This is a genomic window from Dinoroseobacter sp. S124A (assembly GCF_049801015.1).
Classification (GTDB): domain Bacteria; phylum Pseudomonadota; class Alphaproteobacteria; order Rhodobacterales; family Rhodobacteraceae; genus Dinoroseobacter.
The window spans coordinates 47,017-62,180 of sequence record NZ_JBNAGD010000001.1; the positions used below are offsets into that span (position 1 = coordinate 47,017).

Consider the following 15,164-nt stretch of genomic DNA (forward strand, 5'->3'; position numbering starts at 1 on the left):
CTGCTGGCACAGAGAAGCAGAGTTCGCGGCAGCGGGCCACAGGGATCTGTCCCGGGGCGCGACAAGGCCATCCTGTCAGGAGATGTGCCAATCCGCATCCGCGGCGACCAGTTCGACCGTGTTGCCATCGGGATCCCGAGTGAAAAGCCCGCGCCAGCCGGTCCACTGGAAGGTTTCGAACCGCACCTCGCAGCCCTCTTGGCGCAGCCAGTCTGCCGCGGCCTCTTGCTCGGCCCAGGGCAGGCTCAGCGCCAGATGATGCAGGGAGGAGCGTTGCCCGGCCTCTAGTTCTGTCGAACGGCGCTCCGGCGACATGGAGATCCCGCCCGCCTCATCGGCAAAAAGCGCGAGCACCGCCACATGGCCGCCGAAGCTCTCTCCGAACCGGAAGAAAACGATGCCCGCGCGATGCCCGCCCCGTGAGCCGGGCGTCAGGCGTTCGAGCCCCAGAATGCGGCCATAGAAATCCTGCATGGCCGCGAAATCGCGGCAGCGGATGGCGATTTCCCCGAGGGCGCGGGGGCGGAAGGGCGGGTGGGGCATGTGGGGTCTCTCCGGGTTGGCGCCCTCGGGTCTTGCCGCAATTCGGCCTGGAGCGCGCGCTTTGTCGTCTCGATCTGTTTGCGAATGCGGTTTTGCGAAGGCCTGCATGGGGTCCTTCCCCGTATACCATGCCTCGCAGCGGAGGGCTCGGGCAGCCGCGTCACGAATGGCGCAGGCCATGCGATAGGTGCCTGTGCGACCGGCCTGCTGCCTGTCGCCCTCGCGTCCCGACGGCGCGGCATTCGCCGGTCCAGACAGGATCAACCGCAGAGCTGTTGCACGGACCATAGGGCTGGCCATGGCCATGATCCTGTCGGTGGATCTTGGGGGAATGCCCTGATCATGGCGCGGATCGGCGGGCGATCGGACCGCCGAACATGCTCCGATCTCTGCCACCTCTGAGGCCCCCGCGCATGCGCCCAAGAAAAAGCCCCGCCGAAGCGGGGCCTTTTTGGTCAATCTGTTGGCCGATCTCAGGCGGTCGCTTTGGCCAGGGCCTGATCCAGATCCGCGATCAGGTCATCGGCATCCTCGGTGCCGATGGAGACGCGCACCACATTGGGGGCCGCACCCGCCGCTTCCTGCTGCTCGGGCGTGAGCTGGCGGTGCGTGGTCGAGGCCGAGTGGATGATCAGCGAGCGCGTGTCGCCGAGATTGGCCACGTGGCTGAAGATCTCGAGACTGTCGACCAGCTTGATGCAGGCCTCGTAGCCGCCCTTGACCGCGAAGGTGAAGAGCGCGCCCGCGCCCTTGGGGCAGACATCCTTGATCCGGCTGTAATAGGGCGAGCTTTCTAGACCGGCATAGGTCACGAAATCCACGCGGTCATCGGCCTCGAGCCATTTGGCGATCTTCTCGGCATTCTCAACGTGACGCTCCATCCGCAGGCTGAGCGTCTCGATCCCCATCAGCGTGTAATGGGCGCCCTGCGGGTTCATGGTCATGCCCAGATCGCGCAGGCCCACGGCGATCCCGTGGAAGGTGAAGGCCAGCGGTCCGAAGGTCTCGGCGAATTTCAACCCGTGATAGGCGGGCTCGGGCTGGCTCAGGGACGGAAACTTGTCCGAGGCCATCCAGTCGAACTTGCCGCTGTCGACGACGCAGCCGCCGGTCACGGTGCCGTTGCCGGTCATGTACTTCGTGGTCGAATGCACCACGAGCGTCGCGCCATGCTCGATCGGGCGGCAGAGATACGGCGTCGCCGTCGTGTTGTCGATGATGAGCGGGATGCCCGCCGCATCGGCGATGTCGGCAATGGCGCGCACATCCATGATGTAGCCACCTGGATTGGCGATCGCTTCGCCAAAGACCGCGCGGGTGTCGTCATCGATGGCCGCCTTGACCGCGTCCAGATCGTCGAAATCCACGAATTTCGCGGACCAGCCGAAGCGTTTGATGGTCTGGCTGAACTGGGTGACCGTGCCACCATAGAGCCGGGTCGAGACCACCACATTGCAGCCCGGCTGCATCAGCGGGAAGAGCGCCATGATCTGCGCCGCGTGACCGGAAGAGCAGCAGACCGCGCCGACACCGCCCTCAAGCGTTGCGATGCGTTCCTGCAGAACGGCGACCGTGGGGTTGGTCAGGCGCGAATAGATGTAGCCCACTTCTTGCAGGTTGAAGAGCGCGGCCGCATGATCGGCGTCGCGGAACACATAGGCAGTGGACTGATAGATCGGCGTCTGCCGTGCCCCGGTGGCCGGGTCCGGGCGGGCGCCCGCATGGATTTGCAGCGTGTCAAAGCCGTAGCTCGGCGTGTCATCGGACATGTGTCTCTCCCTCGAATTCGATTTTGCGCGGACCATGCAGGGTTTCGCGGGGCAGGGCAATGGCCCCTGCTGACGAAGCGCTGACGTTGGGGAAGACAGGTTTGGCCCAGTTATTTCGACAAACCGAATTTGAGCTCGACAATGTTCCAAGACCTGCGCCCTGCGCTGATCCTTGTTCTCGCCCCGCTGCTCTGGGCCGGGAATTTCGTCGCCGCCCGGGCTGTGCACGCCCTGAGCGATCCGGTCTGGCTCAATGCCGCGCGCTGGAGCCTCGCGGCGCTGTGTCTGGCACCCGTCCTGTGGCGCGACCGGGTGGCGGTCCGCGCGGCCCTGCGCCGCGATCTCGCGCGGCTTTGCGGGCTCGCGCTGCTGGGGGTGATCGGGACAAACACTGTCCTCTATGCCGGGCTGGAGCACGCCTCGGCCAAGCAGGCTGGTGTGATCTATGCGGTGAGCCCGCTGATGATCCTCGGGCTGAGCTGGGCGCTCGGGCGTGCGGGCCTCTGTAGGGGCACGGTGCTGGGCAGTGGGCTGGCCTTTGGTGGCGCGGTGCTGGTGGTCACGGGGGGCGATCTCGCGGGCCTGACCCTCGGGGCGGGGCGCGGGGCGCTTCTGGTGCTCGCCTCGGCGGGCATTTGGGCCGGGTACACCGTGGCGCTGCAGGCGTGGCGGATCCCGCTCTCGCCCCTGTCGCTTCTTGGGGTGCAGGCCGTGCTGGGCGCGCTGGCGGTGCTTCCCTTTCTGCTTTCCCCGGCGTCGATGCCCGCCGGCGCTGCGGGGCCGGTGATGGGGGCGGTGCTCTATCTCGGGCTGGGGGCGTCGATCCTCGCCTTCTGGATCTGGGCCCGGGCGATCGAGCGTCTGGGCGCGGCCCGGGCGGGGATCTTTTTGCAGCTGATCCCGGTCTTCGGCGCGGTGCTGGCGGTGGTCTTGCTGGACGAAAGGCCGACCCAATGGCAGGTCGCGGGCATGGTCTGCGCCGTGGCAGGGGTGGCCCTGGCCGCGCAGCCCGGGCTTGGCAGCGCGCGCGACCCATGCCAAAAGGCCGGGGCAAAGGAAGGATCACCCCATGCGCCGCGCGACCATCACCCGCAAGACCGCTGAAACCGACATCTCGGTCGAGATCAATCTCGACGGGACAGGGGTTTACGACAACCAGACCGGGGTCGGGTTTTTCGACCACATGCTGGATCAGCTCAGCCGCCACGCGCTGGTGGATATGACGATCCGCTGTGACGGGGATCTGCATATCGACGATCACCACACGGTGGAGGATGTGGGGATTGCATTGGGTCAGGCGCTCAGCGAGGCCGTGGGCGACAAGCGCGGGATCGTGCGCTACGGCTCCTGCCTTCTGCCGATGGATGACGCGCTGGTGCGCGCCGCGCTCGATATCTCCGGGCGGCCCTATCTCGTCTGGGACGTGGCACTGCCCACGGCCAAGATCGGCGCGTTCGACACCGAGCTGGTGCGCGAGTTCTTTCAGGCGCTCTCGACCCATGGCGGGCTGACGCTGCATGTCTCGGCGCTTGCCGGGATCAACAGCCACCACATTGCCGAGGCGGCGTTCAAGGCGGTGGCCCGCGCCCTCCGGGATGCGCTGGAAACCGATCCGCGCAAGGCCGATGCCATCCCCTCGACCAAAGGGTCGCTCTGACGTGCTGACGGTTCTGGTAGATTACGACAGCGGCAATCTGCATTCGGCCGAGAAGGCCTTTGAACGCATGGCGCGGGAGGTGGATGGCGGCGAGGTGCGGGTGACCTCGGATCCCGAACTGGTGGCCAAGTCCGACCGGATCGTGCTGCCCGGCGACGGGGCGTTCCCGGCCTGCCGCGCGGGGCTCGAAGGGTTCGGTGGCCTCTTCGAAGCCATCGAGGAGGCGGTGACCGTCAAGGCGCGGCCTTTCATGGGGATCTGCGTCGGCATGCAGCTGATGGCAACCACGGGACGCGAATACACCGAGACGGCGGGCTTTGACTGGATCGGTGGCGAGGTGGTGCCGATCACCCCCTCGGACCCGGGGTTCAAGGTGCCCCATATGGGATGGAACGATCTGATTGTGGACCGCCCGCATCCGGTGCTGGAGGGGGTCGCGACGGGGGATCATGCCTATTTCGTCCATTCCTACCACATGCAGGTCACCGACCCCGCGACCCTGCTGGCCCATTGCGACTATGGCGGTCCGGTCACGGCGATCGTCGGGCGAGACAACCTGGTCGGCGCGCAATTCCACCCGGAGAAAAGTCAGGCCGCAGGTCTGCGGATGATCGGCAACTTCCTGACCTGGCGCCCCTGAGCGACGAGGGCCCGCGCTATGAGCGGGGCCCTAAACCAATGTCAGTGATCCCGATGCCGGGCCAAAGCCTCCGCCGCGCCTTGACGTAGGACGCCTTTTTTGCCTGCCGATGCCTGCCTCACGGAGCAAGCTGCCATTTGTGGCCAACCCCAAATTTCGGCTCGCAACCGCAGATCAGCTCAAGCCAGGATTATGAGCGTCCCAAGAAAGTCCGCATGTTGTTCTTGATCAGCACATTCCAGATCAACCTTGGCAAGCCATGGAAGAAGTCCGTTGCAGACCCCTTACCCGCACGCTTTGCCGTACTGAGAACAACCCCAGGCTTGGCGGGTTTGAAGTAGCTCTTGAAATCCGCAGGTTTGTTTTGAAGCACGGCGTCCAGCGCGCGACGTGTTCTGGCGCTGTTATTCCATGGTGCCTTGAAGCGCACGATACCTTTGCTGTCGATGATATAGACCGCGTTGGGCATGCTTCCGTAAGCCAAATGCGCCTCGCCCCCGACGCCATCCACAAGAATTGTCCGCAGGTCATAAAGCTCGGTCTTCAGGATTGAAGCCACAGCCTTTTTATCATCCATTGATTTATGCGCCGGGATTGCTTCGCCCGGATGGGCTTCACGGACATATAGAACTGCATGTGTGGCATTGGGGTAGTCGCTCGCGATTTTCTGCATGCTGTCATGGCGTGTCAGAAAAAGGGGGCAGGTCATGCTCCCCAGTTCCAGGACGAGGCACTCACCCTTAAAGTCGAGAAGGTTGCGCATTTGGCCATCAGGGGTTTCCAGTTGGAAATCCGGTGCTTTTTGCCCCACCTCTGGCCCATCAGCGCTCGCCAGGTCGTAGTTGTCTGGTGAGAAAGACTCGTAGTTGTAGGATGTCATGCCATCCTCCTGTCTTGGAAGTGGTTCATGTCGCTCATGCCAAGTTTTTGGCGAATGCCCGAAGGGTCTGTATCGTTGTCTCTAGGTCTTCGCGTGACACGCCAGCAGTCGCGTCGGTTATGATTTCCATTGCGAATGGAACAAGCTCGGAGCGCAGCCCAACGCCGTAATCCGTCAGGGAAATATCAGAACGGCGACGATCCTTGGGGCTCTCTTGTCGCATAGCCGTTGGAGTGTTTTTTTGAATGGCGGAGGGCCTTCGGTGGACATGTGGGCAAAACGCAGCATGGGTGCCCCTGGGCTCCAAGCGGACTTGCAGCAGTGCAGCAAGCTGATCCTCAGACCGAGCGACGGTTTTGCGAACGGAGCTGTCACTGCCATTCTGCAGGTCAACCGGAGCTTTGCGGGGCGCTTGTGCTGGCGTCGTCTTCTGGAACCTAGGCGCCGGAGCTACGCGCTGTTCCTTTCAGTTGAGGGAACCGACGCAAGAAGGTGGTCGGCAAAGGCTGACACGCGGCGCGGCTGCGCTCTTGCTGGGGGGAACATCATCTGTAGCGGATTCGGTGGCGGCAAATGCTCGGCGAGTAATGAAACCAAGGTGCCAGCTCGAATATCGTCGGCGACATCCAATTCGGACTTCAAGACGATCCCATGTCCGGCCAGCGCCCAGGAGCGAATGAGCCAACCGTCATTCACAATCCTGCTTCCGCGCACTGTCACACGATGCCGTTTGGACCCTTTGCCGAATTCCCAGACGTTGTCCAAACTCTCTCCGAAGCGCATCACAAGGCAATTATGGCCAACGAGGTCCTCGGGAAACTCCGGGGTCCCATGTCTGTCCAAATAGGCCGGAGAGGCACAGACGAGCCTTTGGAACCGACCGAGGCTGCGTACTCTCAGGGTTGAGTCCATCATGTTGCCAAAGCGTACGGCCAGATCAAATCCCTGACCGACAAGATCGACATATCCGTCTGACAAGGACAGCTCGACGGAGACCGCGGGGTTCTCGTCGGTAAAGCTCTCTATGGCTTGAGAAATGAAGGAGCGCCCGAGATCGACGGGTGCTGAGATGCGGATCAGCCCGGAGAGCGTCTCGGCCCCATGGCGAATGCGTGCATCAAGGTCAGCGACTTCGCTCAGAACCGATCTGGCTCCGTCTACAAGTGTCCGGCCTTCTTCGGTGAGGCTGATGGACCGTGTTGTACGGTTGAACAAGACCACGCCGTAATGCGCTTCGAGTGCCGCCAAACGTTCCGAGACCGTGGTCGTGGACATGCCGGTTTCCCGGGCCGCCGCCACAAGGCTGCCCTTCTCAGAGATGGTCATGAACAGCCTGAGATTGTCGAGAAGCATTGGCCGATTTTTCCGGATTATGTTTTCGAGAGAGGACTGTTTATCCCGAATGATCGGCCAAGTAAATTCCTGACTCAGGGATCACACAAAGGATGAAACCAGTGGCCAAGCTGACCATCGTTGCCAACATCAAAGCCAACCCCGACAAGATCGACCTTGTGAAGGCTGAGCTTCTCAAGCTCATCGACATCACGCGGGCCGAAGAAGGTTGCATCAACTACGACCTGCATCAGGACAACGACAACCCGGCGCATTTTCTGTTCTACGAAAACTGGGAGAGCCGCGCGTTGTGGCAGACGCATATGGGGGCACCGCATCTGGCTGCCTACATGGAAGCGACCGATGGCGCCGTCGAAGAGTTTACGTTGAACGAGATGAGCGTTGTCGGCTGATCAATGTCACAGGAGCACATCATGAAAGCCGTTGGATATACCGAGACGGGCCCGATCACGCGGGCCGATGCGTTGATTGACTTTGAGGCCGATATGCCCATTGCGACGGGCCGTGATCTGTTGGTGCGGGTCGACGCGATTTCGGTCAACCCGGTGGATACCAAAATCCGGCAGAGGCGTGCTCCCACCGGTGGGACACCTGATATCCTGGGGTGGGATGCCGCCGGAGAAGTTGTATCTATCGGTGAGGCTGTCACCAATTTCTCGGTTGGTGACAAGGTCTACTATGCGGGAGCGGTCAATCGGCCCGGCACCAATTCCGAGTTTCATCTTGTGGACGAACGGATCGTTGGCAAAGCGCCCAGCTCAATCCCAACGTCCGCAGCGGCGGCGATGCCTCTGACAGCACTCACCGCCTATGAAATGCTGTTTGACCGGTTGCGGATCGACAGCCCCGTCCCGGGTGGCCAGAACACGCTCTTGGTGATTGGCGGTGCGGGTGGCGTTGGGTCCATGACCATCGGGCTCGCCCGTGCCTTGTCCGACGTGACAATCATCGCGACAGCCTCCCGGCCTGAAACGAAAGCCTGGGTGAAAGACCTCGGGGCGCATCATGTCGTCAGCCATGCAGACCCGCTTGGCCCGCAGATCGAGGCGCTTGGCGTTGGCAGCATCGATTTCGTCTACTCGACGACCCATTCGAATGTGTACTCCGCAGAGGTCGCCGGGATCATGACGCCTCAGGGCCGCTACGGGCTGATCGATGACCCGGAGACATTCGACATCATGCCCTTCAAGCCCAAGGCCATCTCGGTCCATTGGGAGTTTATGTTTACGCGTCCGATGTTCGAAACTGCCGATATCGGCCGGCAGGGCGAGATCCTGAACGAGGTCGCTGCACTGACAGAGGCGGGCAGGCTCAAATCCACCGTCGCGGAGAGCTTTGGCACCATCAACGCCGCCAATCTGATCAAGGCCCATGCCCTGTTGGAGAGCGGCACGTCGAAGGGCAAGATCGTGCTGGAAGGCTTCTGAAATGCCGATCCGGCGTCTGGACCATGTGAATGTCATAACGGCCAACCTGGAAAAGATGGTAGCCTGGTATGGCGCCGTCCTTGGTCTGCGTTTGGGACCCCGACCTGATCTTTCAATTGGCGGAGCCTGACTCAACGCCGGGCAGGCCCTTGTGGTTCACCTGATAGAGGGGACTGGACAGGCACGGGCTGGGTCGGAACCCGCGTTGAAGCTGGACATTCTGCGATCTCGGCGGCGGACATCTCGACCTTCGAGGGGACCCTGTTGGACCAGGGGGCGCGGTTCAAAAGGATCGAGGTTGAGGGCGCTCGCCGCGTCCAGTTCCATATCTCCGACCCGGACGGGAACCACGTGCATGTTGACTTTGATCTGAACGCGTAAACCTGGGAGGCGGATAAGTGGTTGAGAATGTACAACACCTGAAGGTGATCGAGCAGCGGCTTTTGTGGCTCAGCCATTGGATGATCCACAACGCCAACCATCTTCGCCCCAAGGTGGATGGGATCAAAACCGGCGGGCACCAGGCCTCGTCAGCGTCGATGGTGTCCATCATGACGGCGCTCTACTTCTCGGCGCTCCGACCCGAGGACAGGGTGGCGGTCAAACCCCATGCCTCGCCGATCTACCACGCGATGCACTACCTGATGGGCACCCAAACCCGTGAGAAGATGGAGAACTTCCGGGGCTATGGCGGCGTGCAGAGTTACCCGAGCCGAACCAAGGACATCGATGACGTGGATTTCTCCACCGGGTCGGTGGGTCTTGGCGTCGGGATCACGGCCCTGGCCTCGTTGGTGCAGGATTTCATCGCGGCCAAGGACTGGGGACGTGACTTGCCCTTGGGCAGGATGGTCGCGCTCGTCGGCGATGCGGAGCTTGACGAGGGGAATGTCTACGAGGTCCTCCAGGAAGGTTGGAAGAACGACCTGCGCAACACGTGGTGGATCATCGACTACAACCGGCAGTCCCTCGACGGGATTGTACGCGAAGGCCTGTTTGAACGGGTTGAGAAGATCTTCGATGCCTTTGGATGGGATGTCGTTCGGGTCAAGCACGGTGCGCTTCAACGGGCCGCATTTGAAGAGCCGGGCGGCGAGACCCTGCGCGATTGGATCGACGCCTGCCCGAACCAGGACTACGCGGCGCTGACCTATATGGGCGGCGCGGTTTGGCGGCAACGGCTCATGGATGACCTTGGCGATCAGGGCGATGTATCTGCCCTGATTGACCGCAGAAGCGACGCCCAACTTGCCGTTCTGATGGAAAACCTTGGCGGCAACTGCGTGGAGACAATGGCCGAGACCTTCGCTGCCATTGATCATGACCGGCCCACCTGTTTTCTGGCCTACACCATCAAAGGCTGGGGCACACCCATTGCCGGGCACAAGGACAACCACGGCGGTCTGATGACCAAACCCCAAATGGCCGAGTGGCAAAGCCAGATGGGTGTTCCCGAGGGTCAGGAATGGGAGCCGTTCGCCACCGTCGAAAATGTGGACGCCTTGCAGGCCTTCCTCGCACAGGTTCCGTTCTTCAACACCGGCCCACGCCGGTTTTCGGATGAACGATTGCCGGTGCCGACGGTTGCAATCGACACGGCAAAAGACATCTCCACCCAAGCCGCTTTCGGCAAGATCCTGGATGAATTGTCCAAGGGAGACAGCGATCTCGCCGCACGGATCATGACGACCTCGCCCGATGTGACCGGCACCACAGGCCTTGGGGCCTGGGTGAACCGCCGCAGGCTGTTTGCCCGAGAGGCCAAGGCGGACGCGTTTATCGAGCATCGCATCCCGTCGACCGCCAAGTGGCGTTTCGATGGGGCGGGCCAGCATCTGGAACTGGGCATCGCAGAGATGAACCTGTTTCTGCTGCTTGGGGCGGCGGGCCTCTCACATTCCCTGTTCGGCAAGCGCCTGATCCCCATCGGGACCGTCTACGACCCCTTCGTCTGCCGAGGTCTGGATGCGCTGAACTACGCAACATATCAGGACGCGCGCTTCATGATCATCGGCACGCCTTCAGGGGTCACCTTGGCCCCAGAAGGCGGAGCGCATCAATCCATCGGCACCCCTCTCATTGGTATGTCCCAAGACGGGCTGGCGGCGTTTGAGCCCGCATTTGCGGACGAACTTTCACACATCATGCATTGGGCTTTCGACTACATGCAGCGTGACGGCGACGGGGACCCGGATGAGCGGACATGGCTGCGGGACGAAACCGGCGGGTCCGTCTATCTCAGATTGACGACCGCGCCCTTAGAGCAACCCGGGCCACGACCTGATCCGGATTGGCAGCAAGGGGCCGTCGATGGGGGCTATTGGCTGCGAAAGCCCGGTCCCAATTGTGACGTCGTCATCGCTTGCCAGGGCGCTGTGGCTCCAGAGGCTATCAAGGCGGCGGGCCATCTCGCCGGGTCACGCCGAGACGTGGGCGTGCTCGCCGTGACCTCGGCAGACCGTCTCAATGCCGGGTGGACAGCCGCTCAGCGCGCCCGCGCCCGGGGCAACACGGACGCCGTCTCCTGCGTCGAGCGGCTCATGAACGATCTGCCGCCCCATTGCACATTGATCACGGTGATCGACGGCCACCCGGCAACGCTCGCTTGGCTCGGAAGTGTTGCCGGGCACCGGACTGTGCCGCTCGGGGTCGAGCATTTTGGCCAAGCCGGGACCATCGGCGATCTCTACCGGCATTACGGCATCGACGCTCAGGGCATCCTTGAAAAGGTGTTGGTGCTCACGGCTGGGAGGCCGCTTGGCCAACAGATGTCATGAAACGCAGACCGCGCGAGAGGGAGGCATAAACATGAAGCTCAGAGAGGTCTCATCCGGCACCCCGGAAGAAAGACTGACGGAACTCGGACTTGCCTTGCCACCGGTGCCAGAGGCTGTCGCCGATTACGCGACCCACACGCAGATCGGGCCCATCATCTACACGTCAGGGATGCTCCCTGGATTGCCGGGGACCTGAAGTTCACGGGCAAGATGGGCGCTGATCTAACGGTCGAGCAAGGTCATGAAGCGTTCCAACTGTCGGCTTTGAACGGCCTGTCGCTGCTCCGCTCGATTAAGGGGGATCTTGGCAGGATCAAGCGTATCCATCGCCTCGAAGGCACCGGTGGGGCTACGCCTGATTTCGTCGATATGCCGCTGGCGCTTAACGGGGCCTCGCACCTGATCAACACATGAAGCGTCCGCGGATTTACCAGAAAGCCGAGCATCTCAGGGCGGGCCAGCTCCTTCTGGGGCGTACCGAGATGGTCAGCACTGTTCGATCCCCTGGCGTTGAACTTGAAGAGGCTGGGACCCTTGTCGACGCCATTGAGATTTCTCAACGTCGGGTCGCCGTCAAGGGCAGTCCATTTCTACCCTCGAACCCGCAATGCAGCCAATCAGGCCTGACGTCTACGTCGAGCCCAAATGATGCGCCGAGCGAAGGCACCAAACACGGGCTTTCTCGCCGTGTGCCCAAGAAATCCCAGCCCCCGGCAGCGCGCGCGGCACAGGGCGTGTCACGAGAGTCAGTGCCGCTGTCCGGACTTCCGCGTGACTTGCGACACGCAGCAAGACAAGCCAGGGCGCAGAGTAAGCTCGGATCGGACGCGCCCGCATTGCCGTTTGCCTTGTGGCTTTGGCGCCCCCTCGGGACCGTCAGCGTCGAGGGGGCGGGTTGTCAGATGTCCGGGCACTCACGCCGGGCGATGGTCTGGATCCGCTGTCTTTCCTGAATGCGCGGATTGCCGAGGCCGACATTGCCAGCCGAAACGCGCGGCCCCAAGCCGGGGCTGGCCGCGGCCTTGATCGCGGTCAGGGCCGAGAGGGACAGGCTTTGAACACAGGCCTCCGGGACATCCGCGTCGCGCATGGCCGGTGCCAGCTGCGCCCGCAGCTGTTCTGTCCCGGCATTGGCACCGCCGGGGCTCGTGGTCTCGCATCCGGCCAGAACCAGAACGGTCGAAAGGGTCGTGAACAAAGCTGTCGGTCTCAAGGGGCGTCTCCCGGGTTGGAGGTGTCTCAGCCGCTATCCTGCGCGCTCAGACCCCCAGACACCAGCGCAAGACGGCCTTCTGCGCGTGAAGCCGGTTCTCGGCCTCGTCGAAGATCACCGAGTTCGGGCCGTCCATGACCTCCGAGGTGACCTCCTCGCCGCGATGGGCGGGCAGGCAATGCATGAAGAGCGCATCCGGCTTGGCCTTGTCCATCAGCGCCCGGTCCACCTGATAGGGGCGAAGCTGGTTGTGGCGACGCTCCTTGGTGGTTTGGCTGTCATGCATCGAGATCCAGGTATCGGCGACCACCAGATCCGCGCCTTGCACGGCGACATCCGGGTCCCGCTCGATGGCGACCTGCACGCCCTTGGCGCGGGCACCGGCGACGAACTCATCCTCGGGATCGAGGGTCGAGGGACCGGTGAAGGTCAGATCGAAGCCAAACTGCCCGGCGGCATGGAGGAAAGAGGCGCAGACATTGTTGCCATCGCCGCACCACACCACCTTCTTGCCCGCGATGGGGCCGCGATGCTCTTCATAGGTCATGATATCAGCCATGATCTGGCAGGGATGGGTGCGGTTGGTCAGCCCGTTGATCACGGGCACCGTGGCATGATCCGCCATCTCCAGCAGGGTGGTTTCCTCAAACGTCCGGATCATGATCAGATCCACATAGCGGCTCAGGACGCGCGCCGTGTCCGCGATGGTCTCACCATGTCCGAGCTGCATATCCGTGCCCGAGAGCACCATGGTCTGCCCACCCATCTGGCGCACGCCGACATCGAAGGACACGCGGGTCCGGGTCGAGGGTTTCTCGAAGATCAGGGCGACCATATGCCCGGCCAACGGCTGGGTGTCGTCGGTCGCGCCCTTGGGGCGTCCGGCCCGGGCGTCCTTCATGCTCCGGCCCAGGTCGATCATCTTCCGGAGCTCCGCCGGATCGGTCGTGTGAATGTCGAGAAAATGCGTCATTTCAAGTCTTTCTTGTCATCTGTCCGGGCGGCATCCGCAGCGGGGGCCCACATATCCATTACCAGCACGGTCGCGCCATCCTCGCAGGGGCGCAGGCCAACGGGCGTGAAACCCGCCTTGCGATAGGTCGCGATCGCGGCGGTGTTCTCCGGGTCGGGATCCACCACGACAGCCGGGATCCCCGCCGCAAAGAGCGCCTCGGCCCGGGCGCGCAGGTAGCCCGCGCCATGGCCCTGACCGAGATAGGCCGGATCCCCGAGAAACGTGTCCATCCCGTGCGCGTCATCGGGCAGGTGCCCGTAATGCGGCGCGCCATAGGCCCGGACCGGATAGTTCTGCACGAAGGCGAAGGGCTTGTCGGCCCAGACCACCCGCATGTCGCAGGACCCGCCCTCGAGATCCTCTTCGATCAGGGCGATCTCGGCCTCCGGCGTGCCCCACCAGCCGCCCATATGGGGCTCGGCCAGCCACGCGCGCAGCATCGGGTAATCCGCCCGGGTCACGGGCACGAACCTGTAATCATGCGGCATTGGCCCGAACCGTTTCCGCAACTGCCCGCAGACGGTTGAGCGCTTCGCCGATCTCGTCCTCCGAGATGGTCAGCGCCGGCAGCAGCCGGATGACGTTCTCTGCCGCGGGCACCACAAGCACCCCGGCGTCATAGCCCGCCTGCACCACATCCGTATTCGGTGCCCTGCAGACAATCCCCAGCATCAGCCCGCTGCCGCGCACCTCGCCATAGACCTCGGGGAACTCGGCGACGAGCCCCTCAAGCCCCTGACGCAGCAGTCCGGACTTGCGTTGCACATCTGCGAGGAACCCGTCTTCGGTCACGCTCTCCAGCACGGCGCAGCCCACGGAGCAGCCCAGCGGGTTGCCGCCATAGGTCGAGCCGTGGCTGCCTGCGGTCATGCCAGAGGCGGCGTTCTCGGTGGCCAGCACCGCGCCGAGGGGGAAGCCGCCGCCGATCCCCTTGGCCACCATCATGATGTCCGGGGCGATCCCGGCCCATTCATGGGCAAAGAGCCGTCCGGTCCGGCCCACGCCGCATTGCACCTCGTCGAGGATCATTAGAACGCCATGGGCGTCGCACAGGTCGCGCAACCCCTTGAGGCAGGCATCGGGCAGGGGCTTGATCCCGCCTTCGCCCTGCACGGGTTCAACGATGACGGCGGCGGTGCGGTCGGTGATCGCGACCTGCAGCGCCTCGTGATTGCCGAAGGGCAGGTGGCGGAACCCGGGCAGGAGCGGGCCGAAGCCCTTGGTCATCTTCTCGGACCCTGCCGCCGCAATCCCCGCCGAGGAGCGGCCATGGAATGAGCCCTCGAAGGCGATGATCTCGACCCGCTCAGGCTGGCCCGCATCGTGGAAATACTTGCGCGCCATCTTGACGGCGAGCTCGCAGCTCTCAGTGCCGGAATTGGTGAAAAACACTGTATCCGCAAAGGTTTCGGCCACCAGCATCTCGGCCAGTTTCTGCTGGGCCGGGATCTCATAGAGGTTCGAGACATGCCAGAGCGCTCGGGCCTGCTCGGTCAGGGCGGCGACGAGCCGGGGATGGGCATGGCCGAGCGCGTTCACAGCGATCCCGGCGCCGAGATCCAGAAAGCGTCGCCCATCCGCCTCGATCAGCCAGGAGCCCTCGCCTTTGACAAAGCTCAAAGGCGCGCGGTTATAGGTCGGCAGGATCGCAGGGATCATCGGTCACATCCTCTCGGAACAGGCGAGCCCCATTGGTGCCAATGGCGTGGGGCGGTGTCAATTTGGAATGGTGGGGCGGGCATGGAGGCCCAAAGCAACGGGGCGCGCGGGTTACGCGCGGGTCAGGTCTCGTCGGATCTGTCGGAGGGTGAGGGCCATGGGGCCGTCTCCTGTGGTTGCTCTGGGGGCCGTGTAAACCGGCGCGGGGCGGTTTGGCAAGGGGCCAGATGC

Annotated in this window: 16 protein-coding genes; 8 read left to right on the forward strand and 8 right to left on the reverse strand. The window is 63.1% G+C overall.

Features of this window, described 5'->3' with window-relative positions:
* Window positions 1–75 precede the first annotated feature (75 nt).
* Both ACP15I_RS00255 and ACP15I_RS00260 read right to left on the reverse strand, forming a co-directional pair.
* Window positions 76–543 (reverse strand): VOC family protein, encoded by a 468-nt coding sequence (locus ACP15I_RS00255; RefSeq protein WP_424973390.1) that lies wholly within the window; start codon window positions 541–543, stop codon window positions 76–78.
* A gap of 473 nt (window positions 544–1,016) precedes the next feature.
* Window positions 1,017–2,312: an O-acetylhomoserine aminocarboxypropyltransferase/cysteine synthase family protein gene (locus ACP15I_RS00260; protein ID WP_424973391.1), complete on the reverse strand. Its 1,296-nt coding sequence runs from the start codon at window positions 2,310–2,312 to the stop codon at window positions 1,017–1,019.
* Window positions 2,313–2,453: 141 nt separating this feature from the next.
* Here ACP15I_RS00260 and ACP15I_RS00265 point away from each other — a divergent pair, with 141 nt between their 5' ends.
* Genes ACP15I_RS00265 through hisH form a run of 3 tightly spaced genes read left to right on the forward strand, consistent with a single transcriptional unit; the run spans window position 2,454 to window position 4,609 of the window.
* A complete protein-coding gene (locus ACP15I_RS00265; protein WP_424973392.1) occupies window positions 2,454–3,416 on the forward strand; it encodes a DMT family transporter in 963 nt (320 codons plus the stop codon).
* Window positions 3,382–3,969: an imidazoleglycerol-phosphate dehydratase HisB gene (gene hisB / locus ACP15I_RS00270; RefSeq protein ID WP_424973393.1), complete on the forward strand. Its 588-nt coding sequence runs from the start codon at window positions 3,382–3,384 to the stop codon at window positions 3,967–3,969. The genes ACP15I_RS00265 and hisB overlap by 35 nt, the downstream gene beginning before the upstream one ends.
* A gap of 1 nt (window position 3,970) precedes the next feature.
* Window positions 3,971–4,609: an imidazole glycerol phosphate synthase subunit HisH gene (gene hisH / locus ACP15I_RS00275; RefSeq protein ID WP_424973394.1), complete on the forward strand. Its 639-nt coding sequence runs from the start codon at window positions 3,971–3,973 to the stop codon at window positions 4,607–4,609.
* A gap of 190 nt (window positions 4,610–4,799) precedes the next feature.
* On the opposite strand, the gene ACP15I_RS00280 is transcribed toward hisH, so the two are convergent.
* Together ACP15I_RS00280 and ACP15I_RS00285 are read right to left on the reverse strand one after the other, a co-directional pair.
* Window positions 4,800–5,489 (reverse strand): deiodinase-like protein, encoded by a 690-nt coding sequence (locus ACP15I_RS00280; RefSeq protein WP_424973395.1) that lies wholly within the window; start codon window positions 5,487–5,489, stop codon window positions 4,800–4,802.
* 450 nt (window positions 5,490–5,939) lie between these two features.
* Complete coding sequence (locus tag ACP15I_RS00285) at window positions 5,940–6,842, reverse strand: LysR family transcriptional regulator (protein WP_424973396.1); 903 nt, start codon at window positions 6,840–6,842, stop codon at window positions 5,940–5,942.
* Between the two features lie 92 nt (window positions 6,843–6,934).
* Between ACP15I_RS00285 and ACP15I_RS00290 the strand changes: the two genes are divergently transcribed.
* The 5 genes from ACP15I_RS00290 (at window position 6,935) to ACP15I_RS00310 (ending at window position 11,460) form a co-directional block, all read left to right on the forward strand.
* The gene (locus tag ACP15I_RS00290) at window positions 6,935–7,234 is read left to right on the forward strand and encodes a putative quinol monooxygenase (RefSeq protein ID WP_424973397.1); all 300 of its coding nucleotides are present in this window, start codon (window positions 6,935–6,937) and stop codon (window positions 7,232–7,234) included.
* Window positions 7,235–7,255: 21 nt separating this feature from the next.
* Window positions 7,256–8,269 (forward strand): zinc-binding alcohol dehydrogenase family protein, encoded by a 1,014-nt coding sequence (locus ACP15I_RS00295; RefSeq protein WP_424973398.1) that lies wholly within the window; start codon window positions 7,256–7,258, stop codon window positions 8,267–8,269.
* 1 nt (window position 8,270) lies between these two features.
* Window positions 8,271–8,399, forward strand: a complete 129-nt coding sequence (locus ACP15I_RS00300) for a VOC family protein (RefSeq protein WP_424973399.1) — start codon at window positions 8,271–8,273, stop codon at window positions 8,397–8,399.
* Window positions 8,400–8,667: 268 nt separating this feature from the next.
* A complete protein-coding gene (locus ACP15I_RS00305; protein ID WP_424973400.1) occupies window positions 8,668–11,046 on the forward strand; it encodes a 1-deoxy-D-xylulose-5-phosphate synthase N-terminal domain-containing protein in 2,379 nt (792 codons plus the stop codon).
* 180 nt (window positions 11,047–11,226) lie between these two features.
* Window positions 11,227–11,460, forward strand: a complete 234-nt coding sequence (locus ACP15I_RS00310) for a RidA family protein (protein WP_424974098.1) — start codon at window positions 11,227–11,229, stop codon at window positions 11,458–11,460.
* 484 nt (window positions 11,461–11,944) lie between these two features.
* On the opposite strand, the gene ACP15I_RS00315 is transcribed toward ACP15I_RS00310, so the two are convergent.
* From ACP15I_RS00315 to ACP15I_RS00330, 4 genes are all read right to left on the reverse strand, one after another.
* On the reverse strand, window positions 11,945–12,244 hold the full coding sequence (locus ACP15I_RS00315) for a hypothetical protein (RefSeq protein ID WP_424973401.1): 300 nt from the start codon (window positions 12,242–12,244) through the stop codon (window positions 11,945–11,947).
* 61 nt (window positions 12,245–12,305) lie between these two features.
* Entirely contained in the window at window positions 12,306–13,232 is a 927-nt protein-coding gene (argF, locus tag ACP15I_RS00320) for an ornithine carbamoyltransferase (RefSeq protein WP_424973402.1), read from the reverse strand.
* Window positions 13,229–13,762, reverse strand: a complete 534-nt coding sequence (locus ACP15I_RS00325; RefSeq protein ID WP_424973403.1) for a GNAT family N-acetyltransferase — start codon at window positions 13,760–13,762, stop codon at window positions 13,229–13,231. The genes argF and ACP15I_RS00325 overlap by 4 nt, the downstream gene beginning before the upstream one ends.
* On the reverse strand, window positions 13,752–14,933 hold the full coding sequence (locus ACP15I_RS00330) for an aspartate aminotransferase family protein (protein ID WP_424973404.1): 1,182 nt from the start codon (window positions 14,931–14,933) through the stop codon (window positions 13,752–13,754). Before ACP15I_RS00330 ends, ACP15I_RS00325 begins: the two co-directional genes overlap by 11 nt.
* Window positions 14,934–15,164: the final 231 nt, after the last annotated feature.